The following is a 15,194-nucleotide window of genomic DNA, read 5'->3' as shown; positions in this document are numbered from 1 at the left end:
CCTTAGTTAAAAAAGCTTGAATTCAGGAAAGTTCGGCCACCAAACGACAGTGATCTTGCTCCTTCGTATTCATGTCTAAGCTCAACCACATAATGAACTGTACACCCGCAAGAAGTACAGCCAATGTCAGGTGGATAGGTTGAGCGAATGCAGGTACTCCCATGTAGGCCAGAATTATTCCTACAGCTATTTCCAGCCCAACAACAACAAGCACCCACCGAGCCAGGGTACTCAACGGGCTGAACGAGGAAACGAATTTATTCACCCAAAAATACAGGAGAATATTGGCTATGAGAAGGATGATGGAAAAGGACCTGTGAATATAGAATTCTAAACCCAATTCTTCAATCCATCGGTTTCGAGATGCGTATCCTAAGCGAGCAACTACCAAATCAATCGATTCCCGTACTTGAGTCCCAATAATAATTTGAACAAATGATAAACCAATGACAGTCAGAATAAGAGTGTTTATCCTCTTTGCATTTTGAACCTTTCCAGCAGCCAGATTTTCAGAATAGCTCCGAGCTAAGATGTATAGCAGTACAAACACAATGACTATTGCAACTACCATATGTAGCGTGACCATCAAAGGATGCAGCTCGGTTGAAACGACCTTGGAGCCAAGCCAGCCTTGAAAGCCGACCAGAATAAACGCTGCCAAACTAGCGTAGAATAACTTAGGATGACCGGAACGTAGAAAAGGAACTGAAACCACCAAAACAGCGAAAATCAGTAGCCCTGTGAATGCGCCCAAGAGTCGATTGACATACTCGATCCACGTCTTGACCGCGTTGAATTCGACCTCCCCTTTTAATTTAGCTCCGTAGATCTCCTGATAATCCGATGGTAGCTGAGACACCTCAGTTGGAGGTACCCAGCTACCAAAGCATTTGGGCCAATCGGGACAGCCCATACCTGCTCCGGTACTTCTGACAATGCCTCCGGCGATAATAAGCAGATACACCGTGACTACTGTCACTAAAGTCAGACGCCGGAAAAGGCGACTATGTGGGGAATCAGTGAGGTTGGTCGAACTGATCATTGAAGTTTTGCGCCTCAATCTCGGCTTCCATCTTTATTTCCTCGTTTTCGTGCGGAAGATTGGATTCGAGCGTTTGAGAGTACGGCACATTTTGGGGAATGAAGTCTTCGGCAGCACCAGGCTTGCTATAATCGTAAGACCATCGATACACGGCAGGAATCTCGCCAGGCCAGTTACCGTGCCCCGGTTTGATAGGAGTCGTCCATTCCAGCGTGTTAGAACGCCATGGATTTTGGGGCGAACGTTTACCGGTGAAAATGCTAGAAAAGAAGTTGTAGATGAAAATAAACTGCGCAAAGAAAGTCAGGATGGCTGCCACCGTCACAAACATATTCAGATCAGTGTAAGAGCTGGTAAAGTCGTAAGTAGTGAACTGATAGTAACGACGTGGGAAGCCAGCAATACCGATATAGTGAAGCGGGAAAAAGACCAAGTAGACTCCTATAAAAGTCATCCAAAAGTGGATCTGACCGAGGGTATTATTCATCATCCGGCCAAACATCTTAGGGAACCAATGGTATACTCCGGCAAAGAAACCAAAGGCCGAAGCTGCGCCCATTACAATATGAAAGTGTGCTACTACAAAATAAGTGTCATGCAACTGAATGTCAAGCGCACTGTTTCCTAAGATAATACCCGTTAATCCGCCTGATACGAAGAAAGAAACCAGACCAATTGAGAAAAGCATCGCAGGAGTGAACACAATGTTACCTTTCCATAGTGTGGTAATATAGTTAAATGCTTTTACCGCCGATGGCACAGCAATGATTAGCGTCAAGAACATAAAAACAGATCCCAAGAATGGATTCATGCCCGTAACAAACATATGGTGTGCCCACACAATGAATGCCAAAAATGCAATTCCAAGAAGAGAGGCGATCATAGCACGGTAGCCAAATATAGGCTTACGTGAGTTGGTGGCAATAATCTCGGAAGTAATCCCCAGGGCGGGAAGTAGTACGATGTATACCTCAGGGTGTCCCAAGAACCAGAACAAGTGCTGAAACAATATTGGGCTACCACCAACATTAGGGAGCGCTTCACCAGCAATATAAATCTCCGATAGGTAAAAGCTGGTACCGAAATTTCGGTCGAAAATCAGTAACAGTGCAGCAGAAAGCAACACTGGGAAAGAAATCAAACCAAGCACCGCCGTAATCAGGAATGCCCAGATCGTGAGCGGTAACTTATTGAAAGTCATACCACGTGTACGAAGGTTGATAACCGTCGTAATGTAGTTGATTCCGCCAAGAAGCTGTGACACAATGAAAAGTGCCATACTAATCAACCATAAACTCATTCCTAGCTCTGACCCTAAATGTGCCTGTGGTAATGCACTCAGAGGTGGGTAAACTACCCAACCACCAGCTGCCGGCCCCGTTTGAAGGAACAACGAAGCGAACATGACTACGCTAGCCGTAAAGAAGAACCAATACGATAGCATATTAAGGAAGCCAGAAGCCATGTCCCGAGCTCCTATTTGTAAAGGAATCAGGAAGTTACTAAAAGTACCGCTCAAACCCGCTGTCAACACGAAGAATACCATAATAGTACCGTGCATCGTGACCAAAGCCAGATAAAAGTTAGGATCAAGCTTTCCGGTCTCGCTAATCCATTGGCCCAGCACAGGCTTTAACCAAGAGATATCAGCATCCGGAAAACCTAACTGAATCCGGAAGACAACAGACATGGCAATGCCAAGCATAGCCCAGAAAATACCTGTAATCAGATACTGTTTAGCAATTACTTTATGGTCTTCTGAGAAAATATACTTCCGCCAAAAGTTGGGGTCGTCATGATGTACGTGTTCTTCTTCGTACACGACTACGTCAGTTCCGGTTGATAATGTTGACATATTTGCGAAGAATTAAATAAGTTTAAAATTTTAACGAAACGAAGCCGAAGTGCCCATGCCACCACCTGCCTGGGCGGTTGTACTGTCAGGATTTGCCACGGCCGGAGCCTCAGCAGGAGCATACTTCATAGCTTTCGCTTTTAAGTTGTCCGGAACCTTAGCCAAGTAGTCTGGGTAGGTTTCCAGAAAAGTCTTTTGTTCAGCCATCCAACGACGATAGGAGGCCTCATCCTCAACGATCAAGCGCAAACGCATACTGAAGTGGCCTGTGCCACATATTTCAGTGCAAGCAATCTCGTAGTCAAAATCAGGATTATTAAGTTCGGCTTTCATTTCCGCAGTAGACTTATCAGCAACGAACCAAAATTTGGTAGGCATCCCTGGCACTGCATCCATTTTTACCCGCATATGAGGAATAAACACACTATGCAAGACATCACGAGCACGAATTTTCAAAAGGACTGGCTTATTGAGAGGAATATGCAACTCACCGGTACTAATAAAATCGTCAAAAGAGTTTTCATCTGACAGATCAATCCCCATCTCATTCTGGGCATCAATCAGCTTGTAATTATAGTTACCTAATTTATTATTGTCGACACCAGGGTAACGTACATACCAACCAAATTGCTTCCCCATAATCTCAAAAACTTCGGCATCCTTGGGTGCTTCTGACATAATATCAGACCAAGCCCTCCATCCGGTAAATACAAGCAGAGCCATTACTATCGCAGGAATCACGGTCCAAATAAGTTCTAAGCGGTGGTTCTCTGGATAATAAGTTGCCTTCTTACCCGCCTTGTATTGGTATCTCCAGGAAAAGTAGAATAGCAGGATATTGACAATAATAAAGGGAATTGTCAACACAGCCATCGAGAACCAGAAAAGATCGTCAGTACGGCGTCCATGAACGGACGAAGCAATGGGCAGGAAATCAGCTTCCGTATGCAAGTATGACCAGACAAAACCGATCAAACCCAACACCATAAAAATCAGGAACATCGCGGCATTCCATTTATTCCCCTCAGGCCGGGTTTCCCCATCGGCACTAACCGCGTTGACCCCTTTCATTACCTTTTGCAGCCGGGAAACGACGAGCACGGTCAAAGCCAGAAAAATGACGGCAATTATTGCAATTAAATAGGACATGAGAATATTTCTTTAAACTGTTTTAAGCAATATCGTGATGCAGTGATTCTTCCAACATTGGGTGATTCCGTGGAATCAGATTTGCCTTTGTCAATTGACTGGAAACCGACCAAATGAAGGCACAAACGAAGATCAGAATAAAACCAAACTCTACCGGTCCAAATCCACCATTAGCACCCACTGAACCAGGCATAATGTTAGTATAAAAATCAAAGTAATGTCCGATCAAAACACTCCAACATGCTACCTTCAAAATGGAATGTGTCATCTTCGAATCCCTAGTCATTAAAACTAGGAAGGGGAAGAAAAAGTTTAGAAAAAGATTGATGAAAAAAGGCGCCTGGTAGATGCCTCCGTAACCGCTGAAACGTGAACGGTAATAGATCGCTTCTTCAGGGAGGTTGGCATAATAGATTAACAGGAATTGAGCAAACCACACATAGGTCCAGAAGATGCTAAAAGCAAAAACGAATTTACCCAGGTCACGCAGGTGACTATTATTCACTGCGCGAAGATATCCCATTTCCCGGAGCGTGACCACGGTCAGCGTAATGACCGCCAGGCCACTTACGTGCCAGCTTGCCAGCGTGTACCATCCGAACATGGTGCTGAACCAGTGTGTATCAATTGACATTACGAAATCCCATGCTGACGTGGATGAAGTGATCGCGAAGACTACCAGAAATGCCGTACCATAACGAATTGATTTGTAGTAGTTGGTCGTGCCTCCGATACGGTCTTCTTCCAGAGACAAATTTCTTAAGATCCTCCACAGCAAATACCAGGAAGCAAAGTAGATCACCATTCTGATCAGAAAGAAGGGCGTATTGAGAAAGCTTTGCTTACCGGCAATAATAGGATCGTAAAGTTTATTACCTGGATCGAACAATTCCTCGTGTGTCCAGTGAAACAAATCATGGCCACCTAGAAAAAAAGTCACCAACATGATAACGAAAGTCACGGGGAGAAAAGCAGGCATCGCTTCAGGAATGCGTTTAAACACCGCTGACCATCCGGCCTCTGCCAGGTAGTTGTAAGAAATGAAGAACATCCCTATTACCGATATACCCGTAAAGTAAACAGCATTGACCCAAATATTTGCCCAAATTCTGGTCATCCAGTTCCCTGCGTGGGCAGCTTCCTCACCATGTTCGGCAGCTCCGGCCGCAGCACCATGCGCGGCTTCAGCTGCTTCATGGCCCGAACCATTGGCTAACAAAAATGCGCCAATCAAGACCATAGCGAGTCCAATGCCGCCACCAATAAGCAGTTTGGTTTTAGCTCCTGAGGTAAAAATGAACTCTTCCTCAACGGAAGGTATTGCGTGTACTGATGCCATCTTTATTTAATAGACCGCAGTAGCGGACCGAAATGGATGATTAACAATGAACAATTTATTTGGCCATCGACTTATAAAAAACAAACTCGATTCCGCCAATTAATTATCAATTACTGCTTTTGAAGCTGTTGAACGTAATGAACTATTTTCCAGCGTTCTTCTGGGTCAACTTGTGATCCGTGCGGCCACATCCGGCCTTTACCGTGGGTTATTACATGGAAGACGTGACCATCATTCAATTCCAAAGCCTTATAATTAGGAACCCCTTTATAAACAGCGCCAACGGTTCCATCACCTGCTCCACCAGCACCGTGACAGTGCTGGCAATATCTTTCATAAAGAACTTTGCCCTCACCCAGCGTTTTCTCATTTAGTGGTACCGGATTTGTTAAGGTACGTTCGGCGATACCAATGCTGTCTCTGGGAATATTATACATCATCAAGTCCACCTTAGCCGAATCACCCGAACCGAATTGCGTATCATAGTTGGCACGGGAAACCGTACCTGCTACGGGGAGACGCATGTTCAAGCCCATTGGATTGAGAGGATTGGCTTCAATCTGACGATACGGTTCATAACCTACTGGATAGTACATGTTAGGTGCATACTCTACACCCGTATCGTTATAATCATGTCCGCAACTACTGGCAAAAATGGCCAAAGCAACAACGGCGATTACATATTTAAATTTAAAATTCATCATCCGCTAAATTAGAATTGTTTGATGTTCACCTCCTCGGCTCCAGTTTCCCGCAATTGTTGTGTGATTTCGGCTTCCGTCATTCGATTGCCCTTCAAATCGATAGCCATCACGAATTTGTTGTCAGTCGACCGGGGGTCAAACATATTGGGATTAACTAAGCTGGGCCCCAAGCCATTGGTAATGAAAAACACCGTTACCATTCCAAAGGCGGTGAAAAGCACCGTCAACTCAAAAGTGATAGGAATATAGTTGGGTATAGAGATTGGGTCTTTACCGCCGACAATCATCGGCCAGTCGATACCCATTGTCCATATGGTCAGCGTCAGGGCACAAATACAACCCGTGACACCAAATAGAAAAGCAGCAATACCGATGCGTGTACGAGGGTGCCCCAAAGCGTCATCCATGCCATGAATGGCGAAAGGAGAATACACTTCTGAAATCTTAACTCCCGCTTTGCGAAGCTTGGGAACGGCATGCAAGATGACTTCGTCGTCGTCGTACACTCCAACCAAATATTTACCGTGAGAATTTGCCATGATACTGATGATTGAAAATTACTGAACGTCTTTATTGTACGTTGGGCTGGTCATGCGCTCACCTTTGGCAACACCCGCCACTTTTTTGGGCAGAGTTTCTGACGAGGAACGAAGGACTGCTTTTACCTCCGCCATGTTAACTACCGGAAGGAATTTGGAGAATAGCAGGAACAGCGTGAAAAAGAAGCCGAACGAGAAAATATAATCTCCGATGTCAAACATGGTCGGCGAGAACATCGCCCAGCTCGATGGCAGGTAATCGCGGTGCAGTGAAGTAACGATAATTACGAATCGCTCAAACCACATACCAATGTTTACGATTACGGAGATAAAGAACGTCCAGGTGACGCTGCGGCGGATGGCCCTTGACCAGAAGAGCTGCGGCGATACGACGTTACAAGTCATCATTGTGGCGTAAGCCCACCAGTAAGGTCCAGTGGCGCGGTTGATGAATGCATAACTTTCGTATTCCACTCCCGAATACCAGGCAATAAAAAACTCAGTCAGATAAGCTACCCCTACGATTGATCCCGTGAGCGTGATAACTTTATTCATTGACTCAATATGCTCCAGCGTGATGTAGTCTTCCAGCTTATAAACGACGCGTGTGATAAGCATCAGGTTTTGCACCATAGCGAAACCCGAGAAGATAGCGCCCGCTACAAAATAGGGTGGGAAGATAGTCGTGTGCCAGCCAGGAATAACTGAGGTGGCAAAGTCCATACTTACAATGGTGTGTACTGAAAGTACCAATGGTGTAGCCAGACCCGCCAAAATCAAGCTGATGTATTCATAACGCGCCCAGGTTTTGGCCGAGCCGTTCCATCCCATTGCTAGTGAACCATAAATGAAACGAGATACTTTGTTGCGGGCCCGGTCCCGGATGGTAGCCAGGTCAGGAATAAGACCGATGTACCAAAAAACCAGCGAAACTGAAAAGTAAGTACTGATGGCAAACACGTCCCAAACCAGGGGTGAGTTGAAGTTAACCCAAAGAGAACCAAAAGCATTGGGTAATGGTAATGCCCAGTAAGCCATCCATGGACGGCCCATGTGCATAAGAATGAAGGAGGCTGCGCAAAGTACTGCGAAGATTGTCATTGCCTCTGCCGCCCGGTTGATGGATGTCCGCCATTTTTGACGGAAAAGCAGGAGAATAGCCGAAATAAGAGTACCGGCGTGACCGATACCTACCCACCATACAAAGTTGGTGATATCCCATGCCCAACCGACAGTTTTGTTCAATCCCCAAACACCCAGGCCTTCCCACCATGTCCAGAAAACGCAGGCGGTACCATAAATGAGAACGACCACAGAGATAATAAATGCAACCCACCACTCTTTGGTGGGCTTGGCCTCCACATGGCGGCAAATATCTTCCGTTACGTCGGCGTACGTTTTAGCGCCGGTAACGAGCGGCGGTCTTACGGGTGAGGTAACATGCATACGGCTAAAATTTTATTATATTTAATTGCTATTTATCAATGATCAAGCATCGGCCATCCCCGGTGCTTCGGCGGCCTTGTTACGGATCTTAGTAAGGTATGAGATCTGCGGACGTACGTTGATTTCTTCCAGCATATGGAAGGCGCGTCCTTCACGTTCCACTTCAAGTACTTTGGAAATACGGCTTTCAGGATCGTTCATGTCACCAAAAGTAATGGCATTAGTGGGGCAGGTCTGCGCACAAGCAGTATCGATCTCACCATCTACCGGACGTCTTCTGGCTTTCTTGGCATTGAGCTTCCCTTCTTGAATTCGTTGCACACACATCGAACATTTTTCAATCACCCCACGTGAGCGGACCGTCACTTCGGGATTGATAACCATTTTCCCGAGATCGTTGTTGAAATTGTAATCGAAGTCGTCACTATCAAAATACTTGAACCAGTTGAAGCGGCGTACTTTGAACGGACAGTTGTTAGCGCAGTACCGTGTACCCACGCAACGGTTATAGGTCATCTGGTTCAGACCTTCTGAACTATGCGTAGTGGCCAGTACAGGGCAGACTGTTTCGCAAGGTGCGTTATTGCAGTGTTGGCACATCAGCGGCTGGAAAGTCACTTCGGGATTTTCCGCTGCTTCCTCCAGATCATCGATGCTTTCCGCCGACTTACTGCTGTAATAGCGATCAATACGAATCCAATGCATCTCGCGGCGATTTATCACCTCTTGACGCCCCACGACTGCCACGTTGTTCTCTGACTGACAACCGATGACGCAAGCACCACAACCCGTGCAGGAATTCAAATCGATAACCATGCCCCAAGAGTGGTTCTTGTATTCGTGGCCATCCCAAAGAGTGATATCCGTTGCTTCCTTCGGACCTTCGGAGGTCTCCACTTCAGGGATAAAGCGGCCCGCCATGACATTTTTCTGATAGTCGCCCAGGACGGCATCCTGCAATACTGATTCACGCCCCATAACAGTGTCATGGGTTTGGGTTTGAGCGATATCTTTGGTGCCACCACTTTTTGTCAAAGTGACTTCTCCCGGACGAAACGAAAGGTAGCCGTTATTAAAGGTAGCCCAGGGATACACATTTACACCAACACCATCTGCCGATTTTCCTGCCTTCTCACGGCCATACCCAATAGCTACTGCCACAGTGCCTGCTGCCTGTCCAGGTTGGACAACCACGGGCAATTCCAGTGCTTTTCCTTTATAATCAAGTTTAACAAGATCGCCTTGCTCCACACCAAGCTCGGAAGCAGTGGCTTTTGAAAGACAGGCGTAGTTGTCCCAGCAAGCTTTGGTAACAGGATCAGGAAATTCCTGAATCCAAGGGTTGTTAGCCAGATTCCCGGTACCCATACCCACTTTTTCGTAGAGCACCAATTCAAGACCTGAGCCATTGGCCTTATAAGTTTTGCTAATTGCAGCTGCATCGTCAGAACTGCTCGCCAACGGCGCCACACTTGTAGAGGTTGCCAACGGCTGGCTTGCCGGCGTAGCGTCAGAAGTACTTGATGTTGAACCAGATTTAGGTTCAAATACACCATCGTGCAGCGCTTTCATCCAGAATTGATCAAATCCTCCGCCTGAAGCCTGCGTGTATATGTTGCTGCGCCAGTAGGATTTTACGTATTCATGGTAGTCTTCGTTCTTACCTGCCCATTTCAGCAGACTAGACTGCGCTTGTCTTGTATTGAATATTAGACTGATAGTAGGCTGAAGAAGGCTGTAATATCCACTTCTTGGTTCAGCATCTCCCCATGACTCGAGATAGTGGGAAGCGGGACAAATGTATTTTGTCAGAGATGCCGTTTCGTCCGCCCGATCGGCAAAAGAAATGCTCAGTGGCACCTTAGGTAGTGCAGCTGCAATTTCGGCGCCACGGGGATGATCGTAAACCGGATTGGCATCCAAGAACATAACTGCGCCCACACGGCCACCTTTCAGCTCGTCAATAAAGCCATTCATGGCAACATCGTCACCCTGGCGCAGATTGTAAGCGGCGCCAGATATAGTGTTGCCATTGCTACCCAACATGCTATTTAGCGAGCGAACCAAATTCTGGACGTTGATATCATTTACACCGCAAACTACCAGAGCCTGTCCCTTGGAAGCAATCAGGTCAGCGGCGGCTTGGTCGAGATGAGGAACGTTGACAGCAGCAGCTGAAATTGAACTCGCCCCCATTTTGCCAGCAACTTTATTATAAAGAGCAGCTACTAGCAGACCAATCTGCGAAGGCTTCACCGCCGCGCGATAGTCGGCATTGGAACCAGTGAGCGAAAGCTGTGACTCGAACTGGTAATGCCGGGACATGTCTTTTTTACCACCTTTAGCACTGCTCAGTTTACGCGTTTCGGCATACTGTTTAGCAAAAGCGATAGGCGCAATCCAAGTACCGAGAAAGTCAGCGTCGATGCTGACGATAGTTTTGGCTTTGCTAAAATCGTACGCAGGCACCTTGCCGCCATTAGCTTTCAAAAGAGCAGAAGCTGAATTAGCGTCATACTGGATGTGCGATGTTGCGGGATATTTCGCAACAAAATCAGCAACAACAGCCTTTGTCGATGGGCTTATAATAGTTGAAGAAATAAGCCGAATAGGCGTGCCACCTGCCGCTACTTTGGCAAGCTGCGACATAATTTCCTTATCTACCTGATCCCAGCTAACCTTGGTATCCGAACCCTTGGCAGGACCTTTTAGTTTTTCATTATCATACAAGCTAAGCAACGAGCCGTGAATCCGGGCACTTACTCCACTGGAAATACTGGAAAGATTATTCGGTTCGAGCTTTATAGGGCGGCCTTCACGAGTCTTGACCAATACGCTGGCATAGTCGCCCCCTTCAGCGTAAGTTGAAGCATACCAGTTAGCGATGGTTGGAAATTCGCCTTCGGGCTTGTTAAGATAAGGAACAGCATAACGAACGGGCGTTTCGCAGGCAGCGAGCGATACCGCCGCCATACCAAAACCCAGTACTTTCAGGAAGTCCCGGCGGTGGGTACCCATGCCGTCAACCAGGCTTTCGTATTCTTTCTCTGCGGGAGGGGCGGGGGCAAATTCACTATTGGCATTTCTGACAAAGTCCTTATCGTTTCTCAACTCTTCCAGACCTTTCCAGTACCTCTTATTAGTATGTTCCATAAAACTGTTCTATACGAATCTCTCTTTTGGAATTATTATCAGGCTAAACTTATATCTCACCCTGTCCAGCCTGACTATAAATGACTTTCATGGTTGACATTCAACTGAATTAATAGTGGCACTTTGAGCATTCCAACCCACCAATGTCAGCTACTTTTAGATTCTCTTTGCTTCCCTCATTGTGCACCTGCACAAGTTTGTCGTAGTAAGCATTCCCTTTGGTGTTGACATCCGTCTTTCTGTGACAATCGATGCACCAGCCCATCGTGAGTGAAGACCGTTGCTCGACGACTTCCATATTCTGGATCTCGCCATGACACTGCTGACATTCCAGTCCGCCTACGTTGACGTGTTGAGCGTGGTTGAAGTAGGCAAAATCAGGCAAGTTATGGACGCGTACCCATTCGATGGGTTGATTGTTCTCAATGGCTGCGTAAATTTTCTGAATCTCCGGAGACTCTTTCTTGATCACTCCATGGCAATTCATACAAATGTTGGCAGAAGGGATGTGAGCCGAACGGCTTCGGTTGGCACCCGTGTGGCAGTAGTTGCAATCAATTTTGTACTCTCCAGCGTGTAGCTTGTGCGAGTAGGCGATAGGCTGCTTAGGCGCATATCCTTGATGAACACCAACGTTAAATGCTCCGTCAATGAGGGCTTTGGTAACTAGTAATACAAAAACCCAAATTGTCGCCGAACGAATCGCAGGGTTATTGGCAGTTTTGGTGAGCGTACCTTTCAATCGCTCCATGAAAGGGGTACCTGTCTGCCCCGCTGCCGCATCCCCACTTACCGCTTTGGAAAGGAGTGTTACAACTACCAGCAGAACTCCTAGCACGAGAAGCATCACAACTAAAAGTGCGACCAATACTAGTACAAAAAGATCGGATGGAGCACCAGACTGAGCTGCCGGGGCACCCGCCGCTGCCGGAGCACCTGCCACCGCCGCCGGAGCCGCGTTGGCTTCTTCGACGTAAGCGAGGATGTCCTTAATATCAGTTTCCGATAAGTTCGGGAAACTGGTCATCTGGGCTTGGTTATACTGTTTATATAAGGCCACAGCCGCCGGATCACCTGCTGCAATCATAGCCTGCGAGTTGTGAATCCATTTGACCAACCAGGGAAATTCGTGCCGTTGCTGTACGCCTTTCAGACCAGGGCCCACCGATTTTTCGGCCGAGGTATTGTGGCAGCTGGCACAGTTTTGTTTAAAAATGGTTTCACCATTAGCCACGTCGCCGCTTGCAGCATCGCCCGCCGGGGCAGGATCCTGTGCGAGGGCAAACAAGGGAAGACAGAAGAGTAGCAGTCCTGCAATAAATCGTTTCATTTCAAGGGGTGATTTTTTCTTTAAAAAGGTCTTCTTCGCTACCAGTATGCTCATTTTGTAGGTATCTATGCCGAATCAACGCGCAAATCTACTCCACGATTTTTTATCCACAAAAGGATTCGGTCTATATTTTGCCTGACCATCCTATTTATATTTTTTCTAAGGTAGACGATCAGCAAACACCGTAAAACAGCCCAATATTTAGGATTCTGGCCCAGCGTATCACAAAAAAATACCATTTGTATGAGCCAATTGTTTTGACTTTTACAAATGGTATTTTTCCAATCTCTACAAATAAAAAAGTGGTGAGGTTCCGAGCGGATTCGAACCGCTGTACGAGGTTTTGCAGACCTCTGCCTAGCCACTCGGCCACGGAACCATTTTTGCCATCCGGTCGCCCGCTTTCGCCCGCGACTGGACGGCAAATTTAGAAATTATTCGGATGCGATCCGCTTATTTCTCTTCTTTTTCGGCTTTCACCTCTTCCGCCTTCGCATCAGCCATTCCTTCTTCGGCTTCTGCTACTTTCTCGGCGTTCATCTTCTCAACGTCTGTCGTCGCTTCTTCCGATACGGGCTCGGCCTCCGGTGCTTCCGTCGATTCTGAATTATCTGCCTTTGCTTCGGCAATTTTGGCGTCCAGTTTATCAGCTACAGGGTTGATGTCCGCCTTCGCAATAGCAGCTTCGGCATCAGCCTCTACCTCCTCACTAAGTGGCTTCTCTATCACCTCTTCAGCCGTGTCCGTCTTCCGGGGATCGTCACTAGCATTCTCTTCTTTCTTGGCAGCAGGCTTTTCATCCTTTTTAGGGGAGTTCTTGCCTTTTTGCTCCGAACCTTCCATCTGCTCCCTTAAAGCTGATAGTATGTCCAGGTCACCAAAGGTAGTCTTGTCGTTTTCACCACCCTGGCTGGAAGCAGAACCTGAAGATGTACTGGCCGCGGATTTCGACGACTTCTTGGAAGCTTTTGCTTCCACAGTACCTCCCTGCCACACCTTAGCATGCGACAACACAATTTTCTTCTCTTCTTTCGAATACTCCAGAACCATGAAGTCAAGGCTTTCACCGATTTCGGGCATAGAGCCGTCTTCTTTCGCCAGGTTCTTGATGGCTACAATACCTTCGATACCATAGGGCAACTCAAGCGTTGCGAACTTATCGCCTTTGAAAAGTACTGTGCAACGATGCACTGAACCCGGGACAAAGAGCGTCTCGAAAGTATCCCATGGATTTTCTTCCAATTGCTTGTGACCAAGAGCCAGGCGACGATTAGTGGCGTCCAGTTCGAGCACCACCACGTCAAGGTTCTCCCCTACTTTGATAAAGTCAGAAGGATGCTTAACCTTTTTGGTCCAGGAAAGATCCGATACGTGTACAAGTCCGTCGATTCCTTCTTCCAGCTCAAGGAACAGGCCGAAGTTAGTGAGGTTGCGGACGATACCCGTGTGACGGCTACCGATGGCATATTTCTCCTGCAATGAATCCTGTGTCCAGGGATCTTCGGTAAGCTGCTTAATGCCTAACGACATCTTGCGATCATTGAGATCCATCGTCAGGATCACAGCATCCAGCTCGTCGTTCACTTTCAGGAATTCCTGTGGGTTGCGAAGATGTTGTGACCACGACATTTCGGATACGTGAATCAAACCTTCCACACCCGGAATGATTTCGAGGAATGCGCCGTAGTCAGCTACATTTACAATGCGGCCTTTCACTTTGGTCCCTACGCCCATATCTTCTGGCAGAGAGTCCCATGGATGTGCCTGCAGTTGCTTCAAGCCCAAAGAGATACGTTTCTTGGCTTCATCGAAGTCCAAGACTACGACATTCATTTTCTGATCCAGCGACAGCACATCGGATGGGTGACCGATTCGGCCCCACGAAATATCTGTGATGTGCAATAGACCATCTACCCCTCCGAGGTCGATGAACGCGCCGAAATTGGTCATATTCTTGATGATACCTTCCAGTACCTGACCTTTTTCGAGGTTGTTGAGGATCAACTGACGCTGAGCCTCGAGATCTTTCTCGATCAATATCTTATGCGAAACCACCACGTTATCGTTAGCATGGTTGATTTTCACGACTTTCACCTCCATGCGCTTACCAACGAAAACATCGAAATCACGGATAGGCTTCACGTCGATTTGAGAACCAGGCAAGAAGGCCTCGATTCCGTATACGTCCACGATCAGACCACCTTTGGTGCGGCGCTTCACAGTGGCGTCCATTATTTTGTCGCCGTCAAACGACTCCTGAATGTTATTCCAGGCTGTAATTACTTTCGCTTTTTTGCGCGAGAGGATCAACTGCCCATTAGAATCTTCCTGGGTTTCTACGTACACCTCTACCTCGTCGCCAATTTTCAGGTCGGGAAGGTCGCGGAATTCGTTGGAAGACACGATACCATCAGACTTAAAGCCGATGTTCAAAATCACTTCACGGTCGGTAATACCTACCACCGAGCCTTTCAGCACTTCTTTCTCCTGAATGGGAGAAATCGTGTCGCCGTACATTTCTTCCAGTCGTGAGCGATCTGCGTCTGAATATCCTGTACCAAACCCCTTGTCGTCAGCCGTTTCCCAGTTAAAATCGGGAACCACTAAATCTTTCTTAATTTTTGCCATAAATAATGA

General features: G+C 47.0%; 9 protein-coding genes, 1 tRNA gene and 1 pseudogene. All 11 read right to left on the bottom strand.

The window, feature by feature from the left end; translation table 11 throughout:
* Positions 1 to 22 precede the first annotated feature (22 nt).
* Complete coding sequence (locus tag IE117_RS03290; protein WP_189562908.1) at positions 23 to 1,042, bottom strand: COX15/CtaA family protein; 1,020 nt, start codon at positions 1,040 to 1,042, stop codon at positions 23 to 25.
* The gene (locus tag IE117_RS03285) at positions 1,017 to 2,897 is read right to left on the bottom strand and encodes a cytochrome c oxidase subunit I (protein WP_189562907.1); all 1,881 of its coding nucleotides are present in this window, start codon (positions 2,895 to 2,897) and stop codon (positions 1,017 to 1,019) included. Before IE117_RS03285 ends, IE117_RS03290 begins: the two co-directional genes overlap by 26 nt.
* 30 nt (positions 2,898 to 2,927) lie before the next feature.
* A complete protein-coding gene (locus IE117_RS03280) occupies positions 2,928 to 4,046 on the bottom strand; it encodes a cytochrome c oxidase subunit II (protein ID WP_189562906.1) in 1,119 nt (372 codons plus the stop codon).
* 22 nt (positions 4,047 to 4,068) lie between these two features.
* Positions 4,069 to 5,385, bottom strand: coding sequence for a quinol:cytochrome C oxidoreductase (locus IE117_RS03275; protein WP_189562905.1), 1,317 nt, complete (start codon positions 5,383 to 5,385; stop codon positions 4,069 to 4,071).
* A gap of 110 nt (positions 5,386 to 5,495) precedes the next feature.
* Complete coding sequence (locus tag IE117_RS03270; protein WP_189564214.1) at positions 5,496 to 6,086, bottom strand: c-type cytochrome; 591 nt, start codon at positions 6,084 to 6,086, stop codon at positions 5,496 to 5,498.
* Positions 6,087 to 6,097: 11 nt separating this feature from the next.
* The gene (locus tag IE117_RS03265) at positions 6,098 to 6,628 is read right to left on the bottom strand and encodes a DUF3341 domain-containing protein (RefSeq protein WP_189562904.1); all 531 of its coding nucleotides are present in this window, start codon (positions 6,626 to 6,628) and stop codon (positions 6,098 to 6,100) included.
* A gap of 18 nt (positions 6,629 to 6,646) precedes the next feature.
* Positions 6,647 to 8,074 carry an NrfD/PsrC family molybdoenzyme membrane anchor subunit gene (gene nrfD / locus IE117_RS03260; RefSeq protein ID WP_189562903.1) on the bottom strand — a complete coding sequence of 476 codons (1,428 nt, stop codon included), beginning with the start codon at positions 8,072 to 8,074 and terminating at the stop codon, positions 6,647 to 6,649.
* 42 nt (positions 8,075 to 8,116) lie between these two features.
* Positions 8,117 to 11,227: a TAT-variant-translocated molybdopterin oxidoreductase gene (locus IE117_RS03255; protein ID WP_189562902.1), complete on the bottom strand. Its 3,111-nt coding sequence runs from the start codon at positions 11,225 to 11,227 to the stop codon at positions 8,117 to 8,119.
* A gap of 109 nt (positions 11,228 to 11,336) precedes the next feature.
* Complete coding sequence (locus IE117_RS03250) at positions 11,337 to 12,557, bottom strand: c-type cytochrome (protein WP_189562901.1); 1,221 nt, start codon at positions 12,555 to 12,557, stop codon at positions 11,337 to 11,339.
* Positions 12,558 to 12,865: 308 nt separating this feature from the next.
* Positions 12,866 to 12,936 (bottom strand) — tRNA-Cys (locus IE117_RS03245).
* Between the two features lie 437 nt (positions 12,937 to 13,373).
* Positions 13,374 to 15,185, bottom strand: a pseudogene (gene rpsA, locus IE117_RS03240) (30S ribosomal protein S1); the annotation flags it as partial.
* Positions 15,186 to 15,194 lie beyond the last annotated feature (9 nt).

The sequence above is a fragment of the Persicitalea jodogahamensis genome (genome assembly GCF_014651615.1).
In the GTDB taxonomy this organism is placed as follows: Bacteria; Bacteroidota; Bacteroidia; order Cytophagales; family Spirosomataceae; genus Persicitalea; species Persicitalea jodogahamensis.
Note: the sequence above shows the minus strand (reverse complement) of the source record. Positions and strands in the feature narration are given on the sequence as shown.

What these genes read in the sequence shown, in the direction of transcription:
- IE117_RS03285 (WP_189562907.1), bottom strand. Translation starts at nt 2,897, where the DNA reads ATGTCAACATTATCAACCGGAACTGACGTAGTCGTGTACGAAGAAGAA.
- IE117_RS03265 (WP_189562904.1), bottom strand. Translation starts at nt 6,628, where the DNA reads ATGGCAAATTCTCACGGTAAATATTTGGTTGGAGTGTACGACGACGAC.
- nrfD (WP_189562903.1), bottom strand. Translation starts at nt 8,074, where the DNA reads ATGCATGTTACCTCACCCGTAAGACCGCCGCTCGTTACCGGCGCTAAA.
- IE117_RS03275 (WP_189562905.1), bottom strand. Translation starts at nt 5,385, where the DNA reads ATGGCATCAGTACACGCAATACCTTCCGTTGAGGAAGAGTTCATTTTT.
- IE117_RS03280 (WP_189562906.1), bottom strand. Translation starts at nt 4,046, where the DNA reads ATGTCCTATTTAATTGCAATAATTGCCGTCATTTTTCTGGCTTTGACC.
- IE117_RS03290 (WP_189562908.1), bottom strand. Translation starts at nt 1,042, where the DNA reads ATGATCAGTTCGACCAACCTCACTGATTCCCCACATAGTCGCCTTTTC.
- IE117_RS03250 (WP_189562901.1), bottom strand. Translation starts at nt 12,557, where the DNA reads ATGAAACGATTTATTGCAGGACTGCTACTCTTCTGTCTTCCCTTGTTT.
- IE117_RS03270 (WP_189564214.1), bottom strand. Translation starts at nt 6,086, where the DNA reads ATGAATTTTAAATTTAAATATGTAATCGCCGTTGTTGCTTTGGCCATT.
- IE117_RS03255 (WP_189562902.1), bottom strand. Translation starts at nt 11,227, where the DNA reads ATGGAACATACTAATAAGAGGTACTGGAAAGGTCTGGAAGAGTTGAGA.